The 22,648-nt window shown below is 58.4% G+C and carries 23 protein-coding genes; 14 read left to right on the top strand and 9 right to left on the bottom strand.

The genetic code is table 11. The annotated features are described in order from the left end of the window. Positions 1-23 precede the first annotated feature (23 nt). The 9 genes from GOW04_RS18480 (at position 24) to GOW04_RS18520 (ending at position 8,947) form a co-directional block, all read left to right on the top strand. Entirely contained in the window at positions 24-842 is an 819-nt protein-coding gene (locus tag GOW04_RS18480; protein ID WP_171116793.1) for an ABC transporter ATP-binding protein, read from the top strand. Between the two features lie 29 nt (positions 843-871). After that, entirely contained in the window at positions 872-1,858 is a 987-nt protein-coding gene (locus tag GOW04_RS18485) for a branched-chain amino acid ABC transporter permease (protein WP_171233567.1), read from the top strand. Between the two features lie 3 nt (positions 1,859-1,861). Beyond that, positions 1,862-2,119: a hypothetical protein gene (locus GOW04_RS18490; protein ID WP_170345775.1), complete on the top strand. Its 258-nt coding sequence runs from the start codon at positions 1,862-1,864 to the stop codon at positions 2,117-2,119. 3 nt (positions 2,120-2,122) lie between these two features. Continuing rightward, entirely contained in the window at positions 2,123-3,199 is a 1,077-nt protein-coding gene (locus tag GOW04_RS18495; protein ID WP_152459551.1) for a branched-chain amino acid ABC transporter permease, read from the top strand. A gap of 74 nt (positions 3,200-3,273) precedes the next feature. Next, on the top strand, positions 3,274-4,557 hold the full coding sequence (locus GOW04_RS18500) for an ABC transporter substrate-binding protein (RefSeq protein WP_152459550.1): 1,284 nt from the start codon (positions 3,274-3,276) through the stop codon (positions 4,555-4,557). Positions 4,558-4,665: 108 nt separating this feature from the next. Further along, positions 4,666-5,499: an ABC transporter ATP-binding protein gene (locus GOW04_RS18505; RefSeq protein ID WP_171171432.1), complete on the top strand. Its 834-nt coding sequence runs from the start codon at positions 4,666-4,668 to the stop codon at positions 5,497-5,499. A gap of 19 nt (positions 5,500-5,518) precedes the next feature. After that, on the top strand, positions 5,519-6,736 hold the full coding sequence (locus GOW04_RS18510; RefSeq protein WP_171233590.1) for a phenylacetate--CoA ligase family protein: 1,218 nt from the start codon (positions 5,519-5,521) through the stop codon (positions 6,734-6,736). A gap of 122 nt (positions 6,737-6,858) precedes the next feature. Further along, positions 6,859-8,523, top strand: coding sequence for an iron ABC transporter permease (locus GOW04_RS18515; RefSeq protein WP_171230091.1), 1,665 nt, complete (start codon positions 6,859-6,861; stop codon positions 8,521-8,523). A 73-nt stretch (positions 8,524-8,596) separates the two neighbouring features. Further along, positions 8,597-8,947, top strand: a complete 351-nt coding sequence (locus GOW04_RS18520) for a DUF2794 domain-containing protein (RefSeq protein WP_171233568.1) — start codon at positions 8,597-8,599, stop codon at positions 8,945-8,947. Here GOW04_RS18520 and GOW04_RS18525 read toward each other — a convergent pair. From GOW04_RS18525 to GOW04_RS18535, 3 genes are all read right to left on the bottom strand, one after another. Next, positions 8,944-9,681 (bottom strand): C40 family peptidase, encoded by a 738-nt coding sequence (locus GOW04_RS18525; protein ID WP_171233569.1) that lies wholly within the window; start codon positions 9,679-9,681, stop codon positions 8,944-8,946. The genes GOW04_RS18520 and GOW04_RS18525 overlap by 4 nt on opposite strands. After that, positions 9,678-11,060 carry a M17 family metallopeptidase gene (locus GOW04_RS18530; protein WP_171233570.1) on the bottom strand — a complete coding sequence of 461 codons (1,383 nt, stop codon included), beginning with the start codon at positions 11,058-11,060 and terminating at the stop codon, positions 9,678-9,680. Before GOW04_RS18530 ends, GOW04_RS18525 begins: the two co-directional genes overlap by 4 nt. A gap of 63 nt (positions 11,061-11,123) precedes the next feature. Then, a complete protein-coding gene (locus GOW04_RS18535) occupies positions 11,124-11,513 on the bottom strand; it encodes a hypothetical protein (protein WP_171116810.1) in 390 nt (129 codons plus the stop codon). Between the two features lie 144 nt (positions 11,514-11,657). Between GOW04_RS18535 and GOW04_RS18540 the strand changes: the two genes are divergently transcribed. Together GOW04_RS18540 and GOW04_RS18545 are read left to right on the top strand one after the other, a co-directional pair. After that, positions 11,658-12,308: a carbonic anhydrase gene (locus GOW04_RS18540; protein WP_152459543.1), complete on the top strand. Its 651-nt coding sequence runs from the start codon at positions 11,658-11,660 to the stop codon at positions 12,306-12,308. A gap of 98 nt (positions 12,309-12,406) precedes the next feature. Further along, entirely contained in the window at positions 12,407-12,943 is a 537-nt protein-coding gene (locus tag GOW04_RS18545) for an SRPBCC family protein (protein WP_171233571.1), read from the top strand. Positions 12,944-12,990: 47 nt separating this feature from the next. On the opposite strand, the gene GOW04_RS18550 is transcribed toward GOW04_RS18545, so the two are convergent. The 5 genes from GOW04_RS18550 to GOW04_RS18570 all read right to left on the bottom strand — a co-directional run bounded on the left by GOW04_RS18550 (position 12,991) and on the right by GOW04_RS18570 (position 18,615). After that, the gene (locus GOW04_RS18550) at positions 12,991-13,908 is read right to left on the bottom strand and encodes an endonuclease/exonuclease/phosphatase family protein (protein WP_171171423.1); all 918 of its coding nucleotides are present in this window, start codon (positions 13,906-13,908) and stop codon (positions 12,991-12,993) included. Between the two features lie 264 nt (positions 13,909-14,172). Continuing rightward, positions 14,173-15,099: a DMT family transporter gene (locus GOW04_RS18555; RefSeq protein ID WP_171233572.1), complete on the bottom strand. Its 927-nt coding sequence runs from the start codon at positions 15,097-15,099 to the stop codon at positions 14,173-14,175. 150 nt (positions 15,100-15,249) lie between these two features. Further along, the gene (locus GOW04_RS18560) at positions 15,250-16,272 is read right to left on the bottom strand and encodes an aspartate-semialdehyde dehydrogenase (RefSeq protein ID WP_171233573.1); all 1,023 of its coding nucleotides are present in this window, start codon (positions 16,270-16,272) and stop codon (positions 15,250-15,252) included. Between the two features lie 95 nt (positions 16,273-16,367). Continuing rightward, positions 16,368-17,423, bottom strand: a complete 1,056-nt coding sequence (locus tag GOW04_RS18565; protein ID WP_171233574.1) for a glycosyltransferase family 4 protein — start codon at positions 17,421-17,423, stop codon at positions 16,368-16,370. 19 nt (positions 17,424-17,442) lie between these two features. Then, on the bottom strand, positions 17,443-18,615 hold the full coding sequence (locus GOW04_RS18570; RefSeq protein WP_171233575.1) for an MFS transporter: 1,173 nt from the start codon (positions 18,613-18,615) through the stop codon (positions 17,443-17,445). 141 nt (positions 18,616-18,756) lie between these two features. On the opposite strand from GOW04_RS18570, the gene GOW04_RS18575 reads away from it, so the two are divergent. After that, positions 18,757-19,899 (top strand): DUF3095 domain-containing protein, encoded by a 1,143-nt coding sequence (locus GOW04_RS18575; RefSeq protein WP_171233576.1) that lies wholly within the window; start codon positions 18,757-18,759, stop codon positions 19,897-19,899. A gap of 4 nt (positions 19,900-19,903) precedes the next feature. On the opposite strand, the gene GOW04_RS18580 is transcribed toward GOW04_RS18575, so the two are convergent. Beyond that, positions 19,904-20,674, bottom strand: a complete 771-nt coding sequence (locus GOW04_RS18580) for an HpcH/HpaI aldolase/citrate lyase family protein (RefSeq protein WP_152459535.1) — start codon at positions 20,672-20,674, stop codon at positions 19,904-19,906. Between the two features lie 232 nt (positions 20,675-20,906). Between GOW04_RS18580 and hpaR the strand changes: the two genes are divergently transcribed. Both hpaR and GOW04_RS18590 read left to right on the top strand, forming a co-directional pair. Then, positions 20,907-21,341: a homoprotocatechuate degradation operon regulator HpaR gene (gene hpaR, locus GOW04_RS18585; RefSeq protein WP_170345758.1), complete on the top strand. Its 435-nt coding sequence runs from the start codon at positions 20,907-20,909 to the stop codon at positions 21,339-21,341. A gap of 608 nt (positions 21,342-21,949) precedes the next feature. Next, positions 21,950-22,648 (top strand): fumarylacetoacetate hydrolase family protein, encoded by a 699-nt coding sequence (locus tag GOW04_RS18590; protein WP_171233577.1) that lies wholly within the window; start codon positions 21,950-21,952, stop codon positions 22,646-22,648.

Raw genomic sequence — 22,648 nt, forward strand, 5'->3', positions numbered from 1 at the left:
TCGCGCAAGTCAGGGAGTGACCGATGCTGGATAATTCCGAAGGATATGTGACCGAAGACGGTCGCAAGATCGGCGGTGTGGTGATGGAAATGAAGAACATCACTCTGCGCTTTGGCGGTGTGGTGGCGATCAAGGATATCTCGTTCGATATCCGCGAGGGCGAGATCCGCGCCATCATCGGGCCGAACGGCGCCGGGAAATCCTCGATGCTGAACGTGATCTCGGGCTTCTATGTTCCGCAGGAAGGCGAGGTCTGGTTCCATGGGTCCAGGCGCCCGCCGATGCGGCCTTTTGAAGTCGCCCAGCAGGGAATCGCGCGGACGTTTCAGAACATCGCCCTGTTCGAGGGTATGAGCGTTCTGGACAACGTGATGACGGGTCGTCTGAACTTTATGAAGACCAACATCCTCCAGCAGGCGATCTGGCGCGGCAAGGCCGAAGCGGAAGAGGTGCAAAACCGCGAGGCGGTCGAGAAGATCATCGACTTTCTTGAAATCCAGCACATTCGCAAGACGCCTGTGTCGCGCTTGCCGTATGGCCTGAAAAAGCGGGTCGAACTGGCGCGGGCGCTGGCGGCGGAGCCCAAGCTGCTGCTGTTGGATGAACCGATGGCGGGCATGAACGTCGAAGAGAAAGAGGACATGAGCCGCTTTATCCTGGACGTGAATGATGAGTTCGGGACCACGATTGCCCTGATCGAGCACGATATGGGCGTTGTGATGGATCTCAGCGACCGGGTGGTCGTGATGGATTACGGCAAGAAGATCGGCGACGGCACACCCGATGAGGTGCGCAACAACCAGGAAGTCATCGACGCCTATCTGGGGGTCAGCCATGATTAAGCTCTGGGCAGAATTGGGGAGGGGCTGGGATGCCTGAACAACTTATCTTCGCGATGGAGGTCATCCTCAATGGTCTGATGGCCGGGGTGCTCTATGCGCTGGTCGCGCTGGGCTTTGTGCTGATCTACAAGGCGTCCGGTATTTTCAATTATGCGCAAGGGGTTATGGCCCTGTTTGCGGCGATGACGCTGGTCGGGATCATGAATGGGCAAGTGCCGTTTGCCCATCTGATCAACGCGACTTTCGGCACCCATATCCATTATTTCGGGTGGAATGTGCCCGCGCTGTTCGCGATCATTCTGACGATGGGTGTGATGGTATTGCTGGCCTGGGCCGTGCAGCGGTTCGTCATGCGCCATCTGGTGGGGCAGGAACCGATCATTCTGTTCATGGCGACCATTGGTCTGGCGTACTTCCTTGAAGGCGTGGCCGACCTGATGTGGGGGTCTGAAATCAAGCCGCTGGATGTGGGCCTGCCACAAGGGATCAACCTGTGGATTGACGAAACGACCTATAACATCTTCGGCTATGGCTTCTTCATCGACAATCTGGACATCGTGGCAACGATCATTGCGGCGCTGTTGGTGGCCGCTCTGGTGGCGTTCAGCCAGTACACCAAGCAGGGCCGGGCCATGCGCGCGGTGGCGGATGACCATCAGGCGGCACTGTCGGTGGGCATTTCTCTGAACTTTATCTGGATCATGGTCTGGTCGGTCGCGGGCTTTGTCGCGCTGGTCGCGGGGATCATGTGGGGCACCAAATCAGGCGTCCAGTTCTCGCTGTCTTTGATCGCGCTCAAGGCGCTGCCGGTGCTGATGCTGGGCGGGTTCACCTCGATCCCCGGTGCCATCGTGGGCGGTCTGATCATCGGCGTGGGTGAAAAGCTGTTCGAATTCGCAATCGGACCGATGGTCGGCGGCGCAACCGAGAACTGGTTTGCCTATGTGCTGGCGCTGATCTTCCTTGTGTTCAGGCCGCAGGGCCTGTTCGGAGAAAAGATCATCGAGAGGGTATAGGGCATGACCAAGCTGATCGCCATCATCAACGTGATCGCATGGGCGGGGTTCTGGGCCTTTGGCTACATCGCCCTCACATCAGACGATCTGACCGAAGGCCAACTGACGATTGCAGCGATCCTGGCCTTTGCAGGGCTGATTATGGGGGTTCTGGCCTACTTGAAGCTGGTGCGCGCCTCAGAGGCGAGCGGATATGCCAAAGGGTCCAATCAACTGGACGCCGAAGCCCGGAACCGGGCGCAGGAACAATGGGGAAAGTAAGACATGTTCTATCGTGAGGCCGGAGATTTCAAAACCTCCTACGTGGATGACAGCCAGACTTTCCCGATCAAGTTCGATCGGTATCGGTACTATGTGGTGCTGGCGGTGGCCTTCGGGATCATCCCGTTCATAATCAACGACTACTGGGCCAATGCACTTCTGCTGCCCTTCCTGATTTATGCGATCGCGGCCATTGGGCTGAACATTCTTGTGGGGTATTGCGGGCAGGTCAGCCTTGGTACCGGGGGGTTCATGGCCGTTGGGGCCTATGCCTGCTACAAGCTGATGACCGCCTTTCCAGACGTGTCGATGTTCATCCACGTGATCCTGGCCGGTGGCATCACCGCCATCGTGGGCGTGCTGTTCGGCTTGCCATCCTTGCGGATCAAAGGGTTTTATCTTGCGGTGGCGACGCTGGCGGCGCAGTTCTTTCTGGTCTGGCTGTTCAACCGGGTGCCGTGGTTCTACAACTACTCGGCTTCGGGGCAGATCAACGCGCCGGAACGCGATGTGTTCGGCATCATCATCACCGGTCCGAATGCATCGGCCTGGGCCACCTATCTGTTCTGTCTGATTTTCCTGACCGCCTGCGCCATCGTTGCGCGCAACCTGACACGCGGTACGACAGGGCGGACATGGATGGCGATCCGCGACATGGACATCGCCGCCGAGATCATCGGGGTGAACCCTCTCAAGGCGAAACTGACCGCGTTTGCCGTAAGCTCGTTCTTCGTGGGCATCGCGGGCGCGCTGTTTTTCGCGGTCTATCTGGGCGCGGTCGAGGTCGGCGAGGTGTTCGGAATCCAGAAATCGTTCCTGGTTTTGTTCATGGTCATTATCGGCGGATTAGGGTCTATTTTCGGATCCTTTGCCGGGGCCGCTTTCCTGGTTTTACTGCCGGTGGTTCTGAAACTTGTCGGCGTTGATTTGCTGGGCTGGCCCACTGACATCGTCGCGCATCTTAACTTGGTGATCGTGGGTGCGCTGATCATCATGTTCCTGATCCTAGAACCACACGGGCTGGCACAGCTGTGGCGCGTGGCGAAAGAGAAACTCAGACTCTGGCCGTTCCCGCACTAAGGGGCAGGCCCAAGGAAAAGACGGGTGCGAAGCCCGAAACTCAACATCGGATCAATCAAGGGAGGACACACCCGATGAACAAGAAACTGGCAACCCTGGCGCTGGGCGCCGTGATGGCCGCAGGTCCGGTCATGGCCGACCTGGTGTTCCCATCGCTCAGCTACCGGACTGGCCCATACGCAGCGGGCGGCATTCCGTTCGCGGATGGCTATGCGGACTATTTCACCCTGCTAAACGAACGCGATGGCGGTATCGGTGGCGTTCCGGCCAAGGTTATTGAGTGCGAAACCGGCTATAACACCGAAAAAGGTGTTGAATGCTATGAATCGACCAAGGGTGAAGGCGCCCTGGTCTATCAGCCTCTGTCGACCGGCATCACCTATCAGCTGATCCCGAAAGTAACGGCAGACGGTATCCCGCTGCACACGATGGGCTATGGCCGGACTTCGGCTGCCAACGGCAAGGTGTTCAGCCATGTGTTCAACTATCCGGCTAACTACTGGAACGGTGCGTCCGGCGCGATCAATTACCTGCTGGACGAAAATGGCGGAGATCTGAGCGGCAAGAAGATTGCGCTGGTCTATCACAATTCTGCCTACGGCAAAGAACCGATCCGCACACTTGAAACCCTGGCCGAAAAGCATGGCTATGAACTGACCTTGCTGCCGGTTGACCATCCCGGTCAGGAGCAAAAGTCGCAGTGGTTGCAGATCCGCCGTGAAAAGCCTGACTATGTCATCATGTGGGGCTGGGGCGTCATGAACCAGGTTGCGGTTCAGGAAGCCGCCAACATCCGCTTCCCGATGGAAAATTTCATCGGTGTCTGGTGGTCGGGCGCGGAATTCGACGTTGAGCCGGCAGGCGAAAAAGCCAATGGCTACAAAGCGTTGACCTTCACCGGCCTGGGTATGGACTATCCGGTCTACGACGATCTGAAGAAATACGTTGTGGATGCGGGCAAAGCCGCTGGCGCAGGTGATCAGCTGGGAACGGTTCAGTACAACCGTGGTCTCTATGCCGCGATGCTGGCGGCCGAAGCCGTGAAGACCGCGCAGGAGATGCACGGAACCGCCGATATCGACGCATCGATGATGCGTGACGGAATGGAAGCGCTGGAGATCACCAATGCCAAGATGGAAGGTCTGGGCATGGCAGGTTTTGGACCCGAATTCGCGGTAAGCTGTGAAAACCATGGCGGACCCGGTCTTGTGGGCGTCGTTCAGTGGGATGCGGCAGCAGGAACCTGGAACCCGGTTCAGGATTTCAAACCGACCGATGTCGAGGTGATCAGCGCGCTGATCGAAGAAGACTCGGGCGCATATGCGGCTGAAAACAACATCTCTCCGCGGTGTGAATGACAAGCTGATCGCCCCGGAATCCCGGGGCGGTGCAGACAACCGGAGCGGCGGTTTGCCGCCGCTCCTCACGAACAGTCCCGAAGGGGACAGGCATGAGGACACGCGCTGATGCTTGATGCGGCACAAACCACTGACGTGCAGGCGGAAACCCTGCTTGAGGTCAACAATATCGAGGTGATCTACAACCACGTGATCCTCGTGCTGAAGGGCGTAAGCCTGACTGTGCCCAAGGGCGGTATCACGGCCTTGCTGGGGGGCAATGGCGCGGGCAAGACGACCACGCTCAAAGCAGTCTCTAACCTGCTGCATTCAGAACGCGGCGAGGTCACGAAAGGCACGATCAAGTATCGTGGCCAAAGCGTACACGAAAGCGACCCCGCCGTATTGGTTGAAAAAGGCGTGATTCAGGTGATGGAAGGCCGTCACTGTTTCGAACACCTGACGGTTGAAGAAAACCTGCTGACGGGCGCGTATACCCGCAAGGACGGCAGCGCAGCGATCCAGCAGGATCTGGAGCTGGTCTACAATTACTTTCCCCGCCTGAAAGAGCGCCGCCGCTCGCAGGCAGGCTATACGTCGGGTGGTGAACAGCAGATGGTCGCCATGGGCCGGGCACTGATGTCGCGCCCCGAGACAATCCTGCTGGACGAACCTTCGATGGGACTGGCGCCGCAGTTGGTCGAAGAAATTTTCGGTATCGTGAAGGATCTCAACGAGAAAGAGGGCGTTTCCTTCCTGTTGGCCGAGCAGAACACAAATGTTGCCCTTCGGTTCGCGCATTACGGATACATTTTGGAATCCGGGCGCGTTGTGATGGATGGCCCGGCCGCAGAACTGCGCGAGAATCCGGATGTCAAAGAATTCTACCTCGGCATGTCTGACGAAGGCCGCAAGAGTTTTCGCGATGTGCGGTCCTATCGTCGCCGCAAGAGGTGGCTGTGAGCGGATGGAGGATATCGCGATGACCTATTTCGACGCACTCGAAACACGCTCGGCGGACGAACGCGCTTCGGATCAGGCTGCAGCTCTGGTAGAGCAGATCAAGCGTGCTGCATCTGCACCCGGGTTTGCTGCACATTTTTCTGATTCAGACACTAACAAGGTGATTTCGGCAGATGATTTGCCGATGCTGCCGGTGCTGCGCAAGTCGGACCTGATCCGCGCGCAGGCGGAGCGCCCCCCTTTTGGTGGTTTCACCGTGAAGCCTGCGCGCCACTTTCATCACGTGTTCCAGTCCCCCGGGCCGATCTATGAACCGGGCAGCACCGATCACGACTGGTGGCGTATGGGCCGGTTCCTGCATGCCGCTGGTGTTGCAGCTGGCGATATTGTTCAGAACTGCTTTGGCTATCACCTGACGCCGGCTGGCATGATCTTTGAAAACGGTGCCCGCGCAGTTGGTGCTGCCGTTTTGCCGGCGGGAACCGGGCAGACCGAACTGCAGGTGACAGCCGCGCGTGACGTTGGCTGCACCGCCTATGCGGGCACTCCTGATTATCTAAAGGTCATCCTGGACAAGGCCGACGAGATGGGCGTTTCGCTGAATTTCTCCAAGGCCGCTGTTGGTGGTGGCGCGCTGTTCCCGTCCCTGCGGCAGGAATATGCGGATCGCGGTATTTCGTGCCTGCAATGCTATGCGACGGCGGATCTGGGTAACATCGCCTATGAAAGCGCCGCGATGGAAGGGATGATCATCGACGAACACGTGATCGTCGAAATCGTGACGCCCGGAACCGGAACGCCGGTAGAGCCGGGCGAGGTGGGCGAAGTTGTCGTGACCTCTCTCAACCCGGACTACCCGCTGATCCGCTTTGCGACCGGGGATCTTTCTGCCGTCATGCCGGGTGTCTCGCCCTGTGGCCGGACCAACACCCGGATCAAAGGCTGGATGGGTCGCGCCGATCAGACCACCAAGATCAAGGGAATGTTCGTACGCCCGGAACAGGTTGCGGCCCTGGTCGACAAGCATGAGGAAATTGTCAAAGCCCGCGTCATCGCAGCCCGCCAGGGTGAGATGGACACGATGACTGTCCGGATCGAAAGCCCACGCGGTGACGACCCGGCATACGCCAAGTCAGTGACCGAAGTGTTGAAACTGAAAGGTGCGATCGAGGTCGTGGCCCCCGGATCCCTTCCCAAGGACGGGGTGGTGATCGAGGATCAGCGCGTCTACGAATAGCGGTGTTTTTCAGGTCTGCGGCAGTTTGCGCCGCAGATTTGTTGACCGATGCACTGGTGTTTCCGAGCTTTTTGGTCGATTAAAGGCGAACCCTTCGCCTTTGCCAATCACAAGCCGGGATGATGGCCGAAATCGAGTTTTCACAGAACGGATCGCGCAATCGCGGTGTACGCGGTACCCGACTGCTGGCGGGGATCGCCTATGTCGTGGCTGCCGCGTGCCTTTTGCCGATGATCGCCGTGGTCCTGGCGGCTGTAACCGGGGGAACGGACACGATCTCGCACCTGATGGAGACGGTGCTGCCCGGCTATATCGCGACGACCCTGATTCTTGTGGTCCTGGTCGCGGCCGGCACGTTCAGCATCGGCACCGGAGCGGCCTGGCTGGTAACGATGACCCGTTTTCCCGGCGTGCGGTTTCTAGAGATCGCACTGGTCCTTCCGCTGGCCTTTCCGGCTTATGTTCTGGCCTATGCCTACACTTTCATTCTGGATCACCCGGGCATCGTTCAAAGCACGCTGCGTGATGTAACGGGCTGGGGCCCGCGCGACTATTGGTTCCCGGAAATCCGCTCGACCGAGGGTGCGGCGGTCATGTTGATCCTGGTGCTTTACCCTTATGTCTATCTGCTTGCGCGGGCTGCGTTCCTGCAACAAAGCGCAACCGCGTTTCTGGCGGCGCGGGCGCTGGGCAACAATCCATGGCTGGCTTTTCGGCGCGTGTCACTGCCAATGGCGCGACCCGCCATTGCAGGCGGTGTTCTGCTGGCCGTCATGGAGACCATCGCAGATTTCGGGACCGTGTCGTATTTCGGCGTACAGACCTTTGCCACCGGGATCTACACAAGCTGGTTTTCCATGGCCGATCGCGCGGCAGCGGCACAACTGGCCCTGTGCCTGCTGGTCTTTGCCCTGATCATGGCCGTGGCCGAGCGCACCCAGCGTGGCAAGGCAAAATACTATCAGGCGGGGAAACAGCATGTGGCGCAACCGGCGGCAAATCTGACGGGTCTGCGCGCCTGCGGGGCATTTCTGCTGTGTGCAATACCCGTTCTTTTCGGTTTTTTGCTGCCCGTCATCATTCTGGTCGAGATGGGCCTGGACTCCGAACAGAACCTGCTGTCGCAGCGTTATATCGGCTTCATCCAGAACTCGTTGATTCTTGCTGGTACGGCGGCGGTCATCACCGTCTTTGCAGCGATCAGTGTCGGGTTCTTTCAACGCCTGAGGCCCGGGCGCGCTTCGTCTGCGACCGCATATATGGCGCGTCTGGGATATGCCGTTCCCGGTGGCGTCATTGCAGTTGGTTTGATCGTCCCTTTTGCGAGTTTTGACAACGCGCTGGACGTCTGGATGCGACAGACCTTCGACGTGTCCACGGGGCTGTTGGTGACAGGTTCGATCTGGCTGCTGGTCGCTGCTTACATGGTGCGTTTCCTGGCTGCCGCGCTCAGCGCCTATGAGGGGGGCCAAAGCACTGTACATGCGAATATGGATGCCGCAGCCCGTTCACTGGGTCAGACGCCTTTGGGAACATTGCGACGGGTTCACCTGCCGATTCTGACCCCCTCTCTGCTGACGGCCCTGCTGATCGTGTTCGTAGACGTGATGAAAGAGCTTCCCGCCACGCTGATCATGCGCCCATTCAATTTCGACACATTGGCGGTGCAGGCGTATCGGCTGGCCTCGGACGAGAGGCTGGAGGGCGCCGCCGTGCCTTCGCTGGTCATTCTGGCGGTAGGTCTGTTGCCTGTAATCCTGATCTGCCGTCAGGTCGGCCGACGGTAACACTTGTGTCGCAATTGTCGGACAACTGCGCATCAGGCTTGATTCAAACACGATTTCCGGCAAGGCTGGAGGTATGAATATGCAGCCTCCCAGCCGGTTCTCGGCAAGCGCAGCGCAGATGCCCGTGGCTTTCGACCGGCATGAGATGTCTCAAATCCTATCCGTTTATGGTCGGATGGTCGCCGCCGGAGAATGGCGTGACTATGGTATTTCCAACCTGCGCGACATGGCGGTGTTCTCGATCTTTCGGCGCACCGCAGAACATCCGATCTACCGCGTCGAAAAGCACCCGCGCCTGAGGTCCCGGCAGGGAATGTATTCCGTCATAGGAATGGATGGCCGCATCCTGAAACGCGGCCACGATCTGCGGGCAGTCCTGCGGGTGCTGGAACGCAAGCTGATCCGGGCCGTAAACCTGGATTAGAGCCTTTTGTGGGCCGTGACGGGCCCGTCACCCTGATCCAATATGCGGTGGATCGCCTGATCCATTGGTTCGAAAACCACGGCCATATGGCTGGCGTTCGCATGCAAAAGCATGTTTTGGCCCGAAACCCAGGCCACGTGCCCTTTCCAGAACAACAGATCACCCCGTTGCGCAGGGGTCCCTTCGATCACGGTTTTGCCCAAAGCGCGTTCCTGATCGCCGCTGTCGCCGGGGCACGGCAGGCCACAAGCCAAAAGCGCCGCCTGCACCAACCCGGAACAATCGATGCCGAACCGGCTGTTGCCGCCCCACAAATAGGGTGTGCCCAGAAACAGCTGGGCCACTTCGACCGGGTCGTCAGGCTTTTCGGTCATCGGCGCCGTGTGTACCATTGGGATATATCCCAGTTCGGTTTCAACAAACCGGTCCGTCTCGGTCCTGGCTTGGATTTTGCTTCCGAAACTCAGCGACACCAGATCGCGGCTTTTGAAATCCGCTTCCTGGTAGGCATGCGTTGCAGGCGCCGTGATCCAATGCGTCGCAGGCGCATCCGCCGTCAGCTGATCTGATCGCAACCAGCCGGTATACCCGTCTTTGTCTGCGATGACCCTGTTCCAGCCGCTCTTTGTTTCCTCGATCCGAACCGTATCACCGAACAACAATTGCCGGTCGCGCGGTCCGTCTGGGCTGCGCAGCAAATCGACAACGGGTGCGGAAACTCGATGGCGTGTCACAGTCCCAATATCTCTGGCAAGGCCGCCAAAACGGCACGTGGCCCCTGACCCAGACCGCCCTTGGTGCGCCCCGGTTCTTTGCTGGGCTGCCAGGAATAGATGTCGAAATGGATGTAGCGGCATGCGCCCACGAATCTGCGCAGAAACAGGGCGGCTGTGATCGACCCTGCAAACCCGCCCGACGGCGCGTTGTCCAGATCGGCGATGCCGGGTTCAATCATCGCTTCATAGGGCGTGTGGAACGGCATGCGCCAGACCGGATCAGCCGAAGCCTCTGCGGCATGCGACAGGGCAGACGCGCAGCGCTGATCATCGGTATAGAACGGTGCCAGATCGGGGCCCACAGCCACACGGGCGGCCCCGGTCAGCGTCGCCATCGAGATCACCAGATCGGGCTCACCTTCTTCAGCAAGCGCCAACGCATCAGCAAGCACCAGACGCCCTTCGGCATCCGTATTGTTGATCTCGACCGTCAGTCCCTTGCGAGAGGTCAGGATGTCACCAGGGCGGAAGGCATTTCCGGCAAGCGCGTTTTCGACCGCCGGTATCAAGACCCTCAATTGCAGAGGAAAACCCAACTGCATGATCATCCGCGCCAACCCCAATACATTGGCCGCGCCACCCATGTCCTTCTTCATCAGACCCATGGATGCGCCCGGTTTCAGGTTCAATCCACCCGTATCGAAACACACCCCCTTGCCGACCAGAGTCAGCTTGGGGCCGCTGCTGCCCCAATTCAGCTCGATCAGCCGGGGGGCCTGTTCGGCGGCGCGCCCTACGGTGTGGATCATGGGAAAATTCTGTTCCAGCAAGGCCGCGCCGCTGATCACGCTGCACGCGGCACCGAATTCGCTGGCTAGAGCTTCGGCCGCCTGCTGCAACTGCTCAGGACCCATATCCGAGGCTGGCGTATTCACCAGATCGCGGGTCAGAACTTCGGCATTGGCCATCGTTTCGATACGGTTGGCGTCGACACCTTCGGGCGCAACCAGCGCCGCAGTTCCAGCGGATTGAGACGCGTAGCGGTCGAAGGCGTAGCCTGTCATCAACCAGCCCAAACACTCCATCTCCAGACGATCAGCGGGAATGCCGGACGCGATATGATAGGTTCCTTCGGTCAATGCCATGGCTGCGGCGGCCAATGGGAACCTTTTTCGCGCGCGCTTGTCTTCTGTTCCATACCCGGCCAGCACAAAATCAACCGCGCCAAGCGCGCCTGGCACCAGCAGGGTCTGCCCCATCGCACCTGTAAACCCGTTTGCGGCAACCCAGGCCCGGACGGTATCCGGCTGGTCCTGCAACCAACTGTCCAAATCCGGCTGCGCAATCACATGAAGCGGTATGGACGGGTCAGAGGATGGGGAGAAGGACAGGGTCATGGGCGTCTCGGCTGATGGTTTCTGCGCACAGACTAGCCGCGCATGATCTGCCCGCAACCCCTGTCAGACGGAAAGGTCCTGCTGGTCCCAGACGGCGGTCAGCGATCGTTCGCCCACGCGGATCAAACGCCCAAGCGTCGCGCCCGCCGCAACGGCGTCACCGGCATCGACGGTGTGGGCCACGTCACCCGCCACCTGGGCCAGGGCCGTCATCCCGATCTGTTCGGATATAGCGACCAGTGACCTGGCGCATTTGCGCAGGTCCGCCCATTCGCGCCGACGCCAGTAGCGTTCGCAGTTTGACAGGCGCACGGCAAGCTCTTCGACCGTGCGACACAGAACATCCAGCGCATTCTTGTCGCCAAGTTGCCGGTACAGCCCGCTTAATTGATCCGAGTCCAGACGGACGGATTCCTTGTGTTCAAGCGTGATAATCTTTTCCACCACATTCACCCTAGTTCAAACGCCCCCACGGCGCGGTGTCGATCCTGGCAGAAAATTCCTTTGCAAAACCTTGCAGGGAAACTGGATAATGGCTCGAATTTTCTTTGAATTCGGTTTAGATCATCCGTCAGCGACAAGAACGGGGACATTGAAATGGAATTTGCCAAACCTCTGCCGAGCTACCTTGTAAAACGGTATCACGGATGGAAGGCCACAACATATTCGGAAAACCAGGTTTGGTATCGCCGTCTTGCCGATGAAGGGCAACGCCCCCGCGCCATGGTCATATCCTGCTGCGACAGCCGGGTTCACGTCACGTCCATGTTTGGCGCTGACCAGGGCGATTTCTTTATTCACCGCAATATCGCCAATCTGGTGCCGCCCTATGCTCCGGACGGGGACCACCACGGCACCAGCGCCGCCATCGAATATGCCGTAACGGCGCTCAAGGTCGCTCATTTGATCGTGCTGGGGCATTCGCAATGCGGCGGCGTGCAGGGCTGCATCGACATGTGCAAGGGGCAGGCGCCGCAGCTGGATGCCAAGGACAGCTTTGTTGGCCGCTGGATGGATATTCTGAAGCCGAAATTCGAACTGGTCGCGGATATCGAGGACGGTGTCGAACAGGCCCGGCAGTTCGAACGTCAATCAGTTGTCGCTTCGCTGGAAAACCTGATGACCTTCCCCTTCGTCTCGTCAGCCGTTGATCAAGGCGCGCTGAGCTTGCACGGCTTGTGGACGGATATCGGCGCAGGCGGGCTTGAAAGCTATGATCCTTACCAAAAAAAGTTCGTCCCTGTCTGAAAGCGACAGAGCTGGAAATCCGAAACAACAATGGCGGCTCTGATTCAGGGCCGTTTTTGGTATACTCCACCCATTACACCTGAAGATCGGAGCCTGCCATGAAAGTCATCAAGCGCATCTTCGCAGGATTGGTCGTTTGTATTCTGGTTCTGGTCGCGGTTTCCTATCTGTTGCCGGGAAAGGCGGAAGTATCGCGTAGCATCGCGATCGACGCGCCGCCAAGCGCCATCTTTCCTTACGTGAATTCGATGCAGGAAACCGAAAAGTGGTCTCCGTGGCTGCACCGGGACCCCGAAACCAAATTGACTTATTCCGGCCCTGCCGCCGGGGTCGGAAACACTCTGAACTGGGCGTCGGATCACCCGCAGGTCGGCACGGGATCACAGGAAATCGTCGAGAGCGTGGAAAACCAACGGGTCAAAACGGCGCTGGATTTCGGCCCGATGGGTACTGCCACAGCGTCCTTCATCCTTGAGCCTGACGGGGCGGGAACCAGAGTGACCTGGGGGTTTGACTCGGATCTGGGTCTGAACCCCATGTCCCGCTGGATGGGGTTGATGGTGGATACGTGGGTGGGCGAGGATTATGACCGTGGTCTGACCAATCTGAAAGCACTGGTTGAAAACCAAAGCTAGGCCGCTTGTTTGTGGGGAAGCATGCGGCGGCGTGCTTGACCGAAGTCCTAGCCCAGTCGAAACCGGGCAAGCTTTCCCAGGTGATCGGATCCCATGAAGGGGCGCAGCTCAACCGTTCCGGTTGTGCCTTTGGGGAACAAAAGGTTGTCTATCGGCAATGGGATTTTCCAACTGCCGAGGTTGTGGGTGTTCAGGACGGTTCCAAAGCTCTGGTTATTTGCGGCCGCTCCGATCCGTCTGACGCTTTCGCCCCAGGGCACCATATTGAAATCCCCGGCAATCAGAACCGGTCCTTCAAGCTGGCTGATGCGGTCGGCAATCACCTGGCTTTGCCTGGACTGGTCGTAAGGAAATGGCCAGTTCAGATGAACTGAAACAACCCAGACCAAGTCACCGCCGGGCGCTTTGACCTGTAACCCCACAAGCCCATAACCTTGCAGACAGAATTCCGAGCTCTCGACAATCGGCAAGGTCGTCAGGATGGCGACGTTTTGTTCAGGACGGAATTCACAGATCGCCTGTTCGGGGTAATGTTCGAACAGATTGCTCATGTACTTGCGATTGTGGCTGGAGACTTCCTGCAATGTCACGATCTGAGCGTCTGATTCAAGGATATCATCGGCCAGCGAATACCGGGGCCAGGCTTTGCTCATGAGGTTCTTCTGGTATAGCGTCAGGCAGGAGTCGTCGCAATCGTCCGAGGGCGCGGCAACGCTGGCCGCGATGGACCCGATGGCCACCCCGGAAAAGAGCAAGGTGGCCAATGCAAGATATCTGGCGCGCATAAAAAGCAGAATTACCGCGCAGGGGAGAAGCAAAACACCAGCCTGAGGCCGGAGCAGAGCGATTGAATCTCCTACGGCAAAAACCTGCCCCGTAAAGCCAATGACGACCAGTATCATCAGAATGCATGTGCATCCGATGGTCAGGGTTCTGGCAATCCTGCGTCTGGTCGAAATGTGCATGCCCTGCCTCTTTTTCCCTGCACGAGACACTTTTATTCGGACTTCCGGCATCCGCCACGAACAAGGTTCAGTTTTAGGTGGCAAGCGGCTCTGGTTTTGTCAACAGGTTGGTGATTTTCACCGCGCGCAAGACTGTACCCTAACTGAGGTTCATAGCGCAGCCATGATGGATGCAGGTGATGGACCAGAAGGTGCCGGTTTGGTGGGAGAGGTGATCCGAGCCGGTTCTGCTGAGCGCATTGACGGGCCACCTCGGGCGCGGACTCACCTGTGACGTTGACTGCTGATCACGGTGGTAACGGTTCGTGTTGCGCGACTTTGTGCAAGTGCGATGGCGCTCAAAACCAAGGCACAGGCCACTGCTTGCGCACCTGTGATTGTTTCACCGAAAGCAAAAACGCCCACGGCAAACATTGTCGGCAGTTCAATGCTGCCGATAACGGCCGTGCGCGATGCCCCGATGACAGGGGAACAGACGGTGTAAATCAGCTGGGGAACCAGTGCCGTCATAAGACCGATCCCGACGATCAGAAACCAGTCACTGCCGCCTGCTGGCAGGACCTCGTCAATTTCCGAAGAGATAATCAAAGGGGTTAGCCCGACGACCGATCCCAACGAAACCGACGCTATCCTGGCCAAAGGAGCAATTCGCGAAAGACGGTGTACAAGCACGCATATGCCGAAGCCAAATCCGAAAGGTGCAGCCAAAGAGACAAGCAACGTTGGAATTTGGTCAATCGGTACGGATGCCGGAGACCCTGCAATGCCTGCCGCAAGAACAATCAAACCGGCCGCAACAAGGCTGCGCCGCGTCGGCGGATCGGCGAATATCGCCCAAGCGATGATGATCGTAAACACCGGGTAGGTCATGTAAAGAACACCCACCGTTGATGCAGGCACTGTTTCAAGTGCGGTAACATATCCGACCCACCCAAGCCCCATGACTGCCCCCGCAGCCATACCCCAGACTAATTCCCGCCGGTTTGAACGATGCTTAAAAAGGGTGGGCAACAATAGGATCGCCGTCAAAATGTACCGATATAACGCAACTGCGTAGGGCGCGAGTCCCTGGTCAGTGAGACCTCGGCTGAAATAGGGTACAAAGCCAAAACAGATGGATGCAAAGAACACTCCCGCCCCGGCAAGGGCGTAGGGTATTGGATCGTGCTTGGTTGATGTTGGCCGGCCCATCTTTGACACCTACCATGCAGTATTTCCGTTGGCATCAGCAACCTGATCGAACCGTCACGTCGTCTGTAAACCGGCTATTGGGAAACGTAAAAAACCCGCCGAACGATCAGCGGGTTTCCTGGTTTTCAAGCTTTGACGAAAATCGGGATGTCAGCCCTTTTTCAGAACCTCGCGGCCCAGAAGTTCCGCGATCTGCACCGCGTTCAGGGCGGCACCCTTGCGCAGGTTGTCGCTGACGCACCACAGGTTCAGACCGTTCTCAATGGTCGAATCCTGGCGGATACGGCTGATGAACGTGGCGAAATCGCCCGCGCATTCGACCGGCGAGACGTAGCCACCCGCTTCGCGCTTGTCGATCACCATGATGCCCGGTGCTTCGCGCAGGATGTCGCGGGCTTCGTCTTCGTCCAGGAATTCCTCGAACTCGATGTTCACAGCCTCGGAATGGCCGACGAAAACCGGCACGCGGACACAGGTCGCGGTGACCTTGATCGACGGGTCGACGATCTTCTTGGTCTCGACAACCATCTTCCATTCTTCCTTGGTCGAGCCGTCTTCCATGAAGACGTCGATCTGCGGGATGACGTTGAAGGCGATCTGCTTCTGGAATTTCTTCGGCGGCACGTCTGTGGTGGGGTTGTAAACCGCCTTGGTCTGATCCCAAAGTTCATCCATGCCTTCCTTGCCCGCGCCCGACACCGACTGATAGGTCGACACCACGACGCGCTTGATCTTGGCGCGATCATGCAGCGGCTTGAGTGCCACCACCATCTGCGCGGTCGAACAGTTCGGGTTGGCGATGATGTTCTTGTTCTTGTAGCCGTGGATCGCCTGCGGATTACATTCCGGCACGATCAGAGGTATGTCGGGGTCATAGCGATACAGCGAAGAGTTGTCGATCACCACACAGCCAGCCGCAGCCGCTTTGGGGGCATAGGTCTTGGTTGCGTCCGAGCCGATGGCGAACAAGGCCATGTCCCAGCCGGTGAAATCGAAGGCGTCGATGTCCTGGGTGGTCAGTGTCTTGTCGCCAAAGCTTACTTCCGTACCCAGCGAACGACGGCTTGCCAGCACGGCAAGTTCATCGACCGGGAACTGGCGTTCCGCCAGAATGTTCAGCATTTCGCGGCCCACGTTACCCGTGGCGCCGGCGACAACGACGCGATAGCCCATTTCATGTCTCCAAAGTTAAGGACGCGCGTTCATAGCCGCGTTGCAGCAAAGAAAAAAGGGCTATCACGGGTGATTTGGCCGAATTGACGTCGATTTTAACCCGAATGCGCGTTTTCACCCGTGTTCAGCAAAGACCGATAGACCTGCACGATGGCCTCGGCCTCACCTTCGATTCGAAAATGCTGCTCGACACGCTGTCTTGCGACCTGACCGGATTGCACCAGCTTGTCCGGATCGCTCAACATCTGTTCCAGTGCTTCGGCCAGCGCCCCGGCGTTGTCCTTTTCGATCAAGCGGCCGGTTTTCCCGTCCTCGATCTGGGCGCTGAAGGCTCCGACCCCGTGGCAGGCGATTGCAGGCACGCCGGAGGCCATCGCCTCAAGCGGTGTAAGGCCGAACCCTTCGTGGCGGGCCGGGGCCACGAACAGGTCCAGAGCGCGGTAGGTTTCAACGATTTCCTCCCAAGGACGCTCGCCCAGGAAGTGCACCCGTTCCGACAGCCCGGCAGCTTTGAGCTTGGCCTCCTGTTCCTGTTGGAACGCTTCAAATTCTTTGGTGGCGCGCCCGGTGAACACGATGCTGGCGTCGGGATGGTTCGGCAGAACCTCGATCGCCGCATCCACCAGAAGATCGACACCTTTCTGAGGTCGAATACGCCCGAAACACCCAATCAAGGTCCCTTCTGGCAGCCCCAGCTTCTGCCGCAGGGCGGTTTTGTCCTCGGCCGGGTGAAACAGTTCGGTGTTCACACCGTGCATGATGACGGTTGCGGGATGTTCCAGAAACGACGCCGCTTGCGGCGTTGTGGCGATCAGCGCATCCATTTTCGAAATCAGCCATTTAGTGAACCCCGAATGATTTCGTTGCGCAGCCGAGGTGAACAGAAGTTTCAGATTGCGTCGCAGCACATGTTTCAGAAACAAACCCATCAGCATCTCGGTGTTGCGCCGTGCATGCCACACCCGGAGCGTTCGGTTCGAAAGGAACGGAATTTTGATCAACCGGATATGGGGCAGATCACCCGGCAGTCCGGGTCCCGTGGCGACGATCCTGATCATATGCTTTTGAATCGGCAACAGGCGGATGACGGTTGTGGTGACGCCGGAGAGGCTGTGTTTCAGGTTCGGCGCTATAACCTCGATATCCTGCACGGCTTGCTCCGCAATTGCTTCAATCCACATTATCCCGGCTGAATAGATATATCACGCAACCGAAGGCAAGGGTTACGGCAAAAAACCCGAAAATCGCGGTGTAGGGCGCGGTCGTTCCGGCCTGGGTAGTGGCGGCATGAATGCGCCCGGTGACGAATTGGGCGATGCCGACCCCTCCGATTCCGAAAAGGTTCAACAGGGTTACGCCTCGGCCCACCAGATTGGGGGGAACGAAGGCCCGACCATGGGCCATGATGACCGGAAAACTGGCCCCGGTGAACCCTATGATGGCCAACAGCAGAACGGACAGCCATGTGGCATGGTCGATCCAAACGCAAAGCAGGGTCAGTGCCACGACACCCAGCGCGTTGCCCGTGAAGATAACCCATTTCCGAGTGCCGAAGACGCGATCCAGCGGTCCGTAGACAAATGTACCGACGATCATCGCAGACCCCATGACCAGAGTCGCGGTGCCGATCTGGGTGGTGCTGAGCCCGAAGACATCGTTCAGATACGGCCCGGCCCATAGCCCGCGCAGCGCGGCAGAGGGCGCATAGGCCACCAGCATCAAAGGCATGATCAGCCACAGTGCAGGCTCTTTCAGCAGGTCCAGAAGTGAACCCTTGTGTTCCGTATCAACCTTTGCTGGGTCACGCAGGCTCAGCCAAATACCCAAAGCAATCGCAGCAGATATCACGGCCAGCCCAACCATGGTGGCGCGCCATCCCATCCATTCGACCGCAAGCGCAGTCGGATAAGAGGCCACGAGATTGCCCACCGAGCCAACACCCAGCATGACGGCGGCCAGCGTCGCGAATTTCGCAGGCGGGTATTCGCGGGCAAAGATGAAATAGGAAGCCATCAGAACCGGAGAGCACCCAACCCCGATCAGGCCCATGGCAACACTGACATGCAACGGTGAGGTCGCGACCGCAAAAATTGCGGATCCTCCTGCGCCGCCAACCAGAAGAAGCGCGGCTGCGGTCAGCCTGGGCCCAACCTTGTCCAGCGCCCAGCCGACCGGGATTTGCATTGCAGCGAACACCAGAAACCAAAGGCCGGATGCAAAGGCCAGATCTTCGGGTGTAGCACCGATATCGCGTTCAAGATCCAGGCTGAGCACAGCCAGAAATGCACGGAAAAACTGGCTGAGCACATAGCCCAGGCACAAAACCACCAAACCCGCCTGCATATCCCGCCTCTTTTCCGCTCATCCGAAAGGAATGCTTGGCACGCAATGATGCAACGCACAAGCATGTGTACTATGTTTCAAAACGAGGACTCGGGCCGCATTCCGGCTATTATTGCCAGAAGTTTGATTTCGAGGGGGAAAATGAAAGACCTCCATTCCGCATTTTACGAAAACCTGCCCCTGTTGAGGGATTTCACCCGTCTGGCGGACCCGGCGCAGTTTTCGCCGGTGCCCGACGACTGGTTTTTGGGGGTTGCCGACATCGTCGATTCAACCGGCGAGCTCGCACGCGGACGATACAAAACCGTCAACACCGTGGGGGCTGCCGTTATCTCGGCGATGATAAACGCGATGGACGGCAAGTTGTTTCCCTATGTCTTTGGCGGCGACGGGGCGGCGTTTGCGATCCCCCCCAGCGAAGTTGAAGCAGCGCGGGATACTCTGTCAGCCATGCGGCGCTGGGCGGAAGAAGAGTTTTCCATGCCGTTGCGTGCGGCGCTGGTGTCGGTGGCGGATATCCGAAAAGCCGGCAGGGACTTGCGCGTCGCTCGTTTTGCGCCCTCTTCCGGGGTGGATTATGCCATGTTCTCTGGCGGAGGCTTGGCCTGGGCCGAGGCAGAGATGAAAGCGGGTCATCATATGATCCCGCCTGCCGAACCGGGTGCGCAACCTGACCTGACAGGCCTGTCATGCAGATGGTCCAACAGCCCGGCGCGGCACGGTCAGATCGTGTCACTGGTCGTTGAACCCACTGCGTCGGCAACTGAACGCGACTTTGCCGACCTTGCGCAATCGGTTCTGTCCGCGTCAGAAGAGCTGGAGCGCGCAGGTCATCCGGTGCCGACGAATGGTCCGCCCATGACGTGGCCGCCCCCCGGCCTCGACATTGACGCGCATGTTTCGCGCAACGGGCGGAATTTGTTTCTGCAAAAGCTCGTTCTTCTGTTTCAGAACCTGCTGATCGCGATATTGTTCAAAACAAGCAAGAAGCTGGGACAGTTCGAACCCGAACATTACAGGATGATGGTCAGCAGCAATGCCGATTTCCGCAAGTTCGATGACGGCCTGAAGATGACGTTGGATTGTGACCCGGCCACTTTGCGACAGATCGAACACTTGCTGAAAGAAGCACGCGGGCGCGGCAAAATCCGATACGGTCTGCACGTGCAGGACGAGGCGATGATGACCTGTTTCGTCCCGTCGGCCACACGGGACGATCATGTGCATTTCGTTGACGGTGCCTCGGGCGGCTACGCCCAGGCCGCAGCGGCCATGGTCCGTTGAGCGGTTAGTTGGCTTTCCATCGTGCGGCGAGATCACGTGCCGTTTGCGTCAGCAGCATCACATCAATGCCAACCGCCAGGAACTGTGCGCCCATATCCAGATATGCCTGACGGGCCTCGTCATTTGTGGCCAGAATGCCCGGCGCTTTGCCTGCGGCCTTGATCCGCGTCAGTGCATCCCGGATGACCGCTCGCACCTCGGGTGCCGCGCTGTTGCCCTGATGGCCCATATCGGTCGACAGATCAGCAGGGCCTATGAATACGCCATCCACGCCTTCAACATCCAGAATGTCGTCCAGAGCAGCAATTCCGGCGCGGGTTTCTACCTGCAACAACAGGCATATCTCCTGATCTGCGGTCTGAATATAATCTCCGACCGATCCGTACATCGTCGCCCGCGATGCCATCGCGCCCACGCCGCGGACACCGGCAGGGGGATAACGGCAGGCCCGAACCAGCTCTTGCGCCTGCTCGGCGCTTTCCACGATCGGAACCAGAATGGTCTGAGCACCCGCATCCAGAACCATCTTGATCAGCCAGGTCTCACCCACGGGAACCCGCACAACCGCATGAGAGTCGCTTGCCGCAAGCGCTAGAAGCTGGTCCCGGATCGACCGGATATCGTTTGCGGCATGCTCTCCATCGATTACCAGCCAATCAAAACCGGCGGTTCCCATCATCTCGGCCGCTATAGGCTCCGCAAAGCTCATCCAGCACCCGATCTGCATTTTTCCCTTTTTCAGAGCCTGTTTGAACGCGTTCTGCTGCGCAGCCATACTGTTTCCTTTGTTGCAAAACCTTCGGCGCCACGTGGTCGCGAAAGCGGCCGTTTCCACATCTTCTTACGTGGCGCGAAATTGTCCAGTTTTAATGCAATTTGGCGTCATCGGATTGACGGCGGCAAAGGCGCGTCACGCAAGGGCGGCGGCGTCCCGGCGGTTCTTGTGCTTCAAACCGAAGACCGAGGGTTCCCTTGCGTAAATCACGGATTTCGGCGATAATTTTGGCATGACCGACGACCTCCCACTGACGTCGCGATCTTTGCCCATTGCGCTTTTGCGGGCGCGGGAAAAGGTTATGGGACCCATCCGAGCAATGCTGGCCGACGCCGGTGTCACCGAACAGCAGTGGCGCGTGTTGCGCGTGTTGAACGAAGAAGGCCCGCAGGAACCGACGCATATTGCCGAACGCGCCTGTCTGTTGTTGCCAAGCCTGACACGGATACTGCAAAAACTGGAGCATCGCGGCCTGATCTCCCGACGATGCCACCCGGCTGACCGGCGTCGCCAGATTGTCGAGATCGGCGAGCGTGGCGTTCAGATCATTCACGCCAATCAGCCCGCCAGCATGGCGCAGGCGGAACGCATTCGTTCCCGCCTGGGGCCGGAAAAACACGAATTGTTGCTGGATCTTCTGAACGAGTTGAACGACCTGGATACCTGATGCCGGGGGCAGAACATGGGTGTCATTTGCAAGGACCCCGCCGGAGATTTTAGGGGCGATCTCCGACGGGGTGGCCAGACTTGGATTTGGGTTTGGCCTGGCCTGAGGCCGGTTGCGTCACGCCTTGCCTGACGGTCCGGCCTGCGCATCGGAGTATATGGCGAGCCGGAAATGTGGCTCTGATTAGGGCCTTTTGGCCTTTGGGGGAAAGGCCGTGCACCTATGCTCTCCGAAACAGTCTTGGGCAATTGCCGAAGGAAAACCTGGCCCGCAAGGGATGACTTGGCGTCATTCTGTCCGAGTGTTTCCGCATGCGCGGTGATTTGCTGCCATCGCACCCCTCAAGCTGGATGCGCACCGCAATTCCTATTTGAGACCTAGCCCGACTTGCGCCAGAGCCAAGTTAAATTCCGATCTGCCCAAGTTCCGGTGCATCAATAAAGACGGATGTGAAACAGCATTGGAACGGCACTGGGCGTTCAGGTCAGAATTGAGCAGGTTCGCGCTGAAACAACTCTTGGATATTGGCGAAATCCAGCGTGCATTCCCGGCTTGCTGGCAGCTCTGGCAGGCGTAAGATGGCAGCGATGAAAAATTCAGGAACCACAATGTCAAACAGCCTGTTTTCCCTTCCCGATCCCATAACCATTCCTGTCGTTGGCGAGACGGCCGGGTACCCTGTCGGGCGCATTTTCTGCGTCGGGCGAAACTATGCCGCGCATGCAGCAGAGATGGGCAATGAGGTGGATCGCGATGCGCCCTTCTATTTCACCAAATCCGCGCCAAACGCGATCCTGTCCGGCGCGACAGTTCCGTACCCGACGGGGACGAAGAATTACCATCACGAGATGGAGCTGGCGCTGGCAATCGGAAAACCGGTAATTCGTGCCTCCAGTGCGCAGGCTTGGGATGCGGTTTATGCCTATGGCTGTGCACTCGACATGACACGCCGCGATCTGCAACTCCGCGAGCGGGACAAACAGCGGCCTTGGGATCTGGGTAAGGACGTCGAAAACGGAGCAGTCTTCGCGCCGCTGACCCCTGCCGCGGACTGGTCGCCGGACGATGGCAAACATATCCGGCTGAGCGTGAACGGCGAACTACGTCAGGACGCTACCCTGGAAGAGCTCATCTGGAAGATCGATGAAATCGTCAGCCATCTGTCCGGTTTCTACCATCTGCGCCCAGGCGATCTGATCCTGACAGGTACACCGGCCGGCGTAGGCCCGGTTGTGGCCGGAGACATCATAACAGGAGAGATTGACGGACTGGAACCGATCAAACTGACCCTGAAGGACGCGGAATAG

Origin of the sequence: Ruegeria sp. HKCCA4812, assembly GCF_013034245.1 — a bacterium.
Taxonomy (GTDB): Bacteria; Pseudomonadota; Alphaproteobacteria; order Rhodobacterales; family Rhodobacteraceae; genus Ruegeria.

Coding starts and splice junctions, on each gene's coding strand:
- GOW04_RS18480 (WP_171116793.1), top strand. CDS start 24: ATGCTGGATAATTCCGAAGGATATGTGACCGAAGACGGTCGCAAGATC.
- GOW04_RS18485 (WP_171233567.1), top strand. CDS start 872: ATGCCTGAACAACTTATCTTCGCGATGGAGGTCATCCTCAATGGTCTG.
- GOW04_RS18490 (WP_170345775.1), top strand. CDS start 1,862: ATGACCAAGCTGATCGCCATCATCAACGTGATCGCATGGGCGGGGTTC.
- GOW04_RS18495 (WP_152459551.1), top strand. CDS start 2,123: ATGTTCTATCGTGAGGCCGGAGATTTCAAAACCTCCTACGTGGATGAC.
- GOW04_RS18500 (WP_152459550.1), top strand. CDS start 3,274: ATGAACAAGAAACTGGCAACCCTGGCGCTGGGCGCCGTGATGGCCGCA.
- GOW04_RS18505 (WP_171171432.1), top strand. CDS start 4,666: ATGCTTGATGCGGCACAAACCACTGACGTGCAGGCGGAAACCCTGCTT.
- GOW04_RS18510 (WP_171233590.1), top strand. CDS start 5,519: ATGACCTATTTCGACGCACTCGAAACACGCTCGGCGGACGAACGCGCT.
- GOW04_RS18515 (WP_171230091.1), top strand. CDS start 6,859: ATGGCCGAAATCGAGTTTTCACAGAACGGATCGCGCAATCGCGGTGTA.
- GOW04_RS18520 (WP_171233568.1), top strand. CDS start 8,597: ATGAATATGCAGCCTCCCAGCCGGTTCTCGGCAAGCGCAGCGCAGATG.
- GOW04_RS18530 (WP_171233570.1), bottom strand. CDS start 11,060: ATGACCCTGTCCTTCTCCCCATCCTCTGACCCGTCCATACCGCTTCAT.
- GOW04_RS18540 (WP_152459543.1), top strand. CDS start 11,658: ATGGAATTTGCCAAACCTCTGCCGAGCTACCTTGTAAAACGGTATCAC.
- GOW04_RS18545 (WP_171233571.1), top strand. CDS start 12,407: ATGAAAGTCATCAAGCGCATCTTCGCAGGATTGGTCGTTTGTATTCTG.
- GOW04_RS18550 (WP_171171423.1), bottom strand. CDS start 13,908: ATGCACATTTCGACCAGACGCAGGATTGCCAGAACCCTGACCATCGGA.
- GOW04_RS18555 (WP_171233572.1), bottom strand. CDS start 15,099: ATGGGCCGGCCAACATCAACCAAGCACGATCCAATACCCTACGCCCTT.
- GOW04_RS18560 (WP_171233573.1), bottom strand. CDS start 16,272: ATGGGCTATCGCGTCGTTGTCGCCGGCGCCACGGGTAACGTGGGCCGC.
- GOW04_RS18570 (WP_171233575.1), bottom strand. CDS start 18,615: ATGCAGGCGGGTTTGGTGGTTTTGTGCCTGGGCTATGTGCTCAGCCAG.
- GOW04_RS18575 (WP_171233576.1), top strand. CDS start 18,757: ATGAAAGACCTCCATTCCGCATTTTACGAAAACCTGCCCCTGTTGAGG.
- GOW04_RS18580 (WP_152459535.1), bottom strand. CDS start 20,674: ATGGCTGCGCAGCAGAACGCGTTCAAACAGGCTCTGAAAAAGGGAAAA.
- hpaR (WP_170345758.1), top strand. CDS start 20,907: ATGACCGACGACCTCCCACTGACGTCGCGATCTTTGCCCATTGCGCTT.
- GOW04_RS18590 (WP_171233577.1), top strand. CDS start 21,950: ATGTCAAACAGCCTGTTTTCCCTTCCCGATCCCATAACCATTCCTGTC.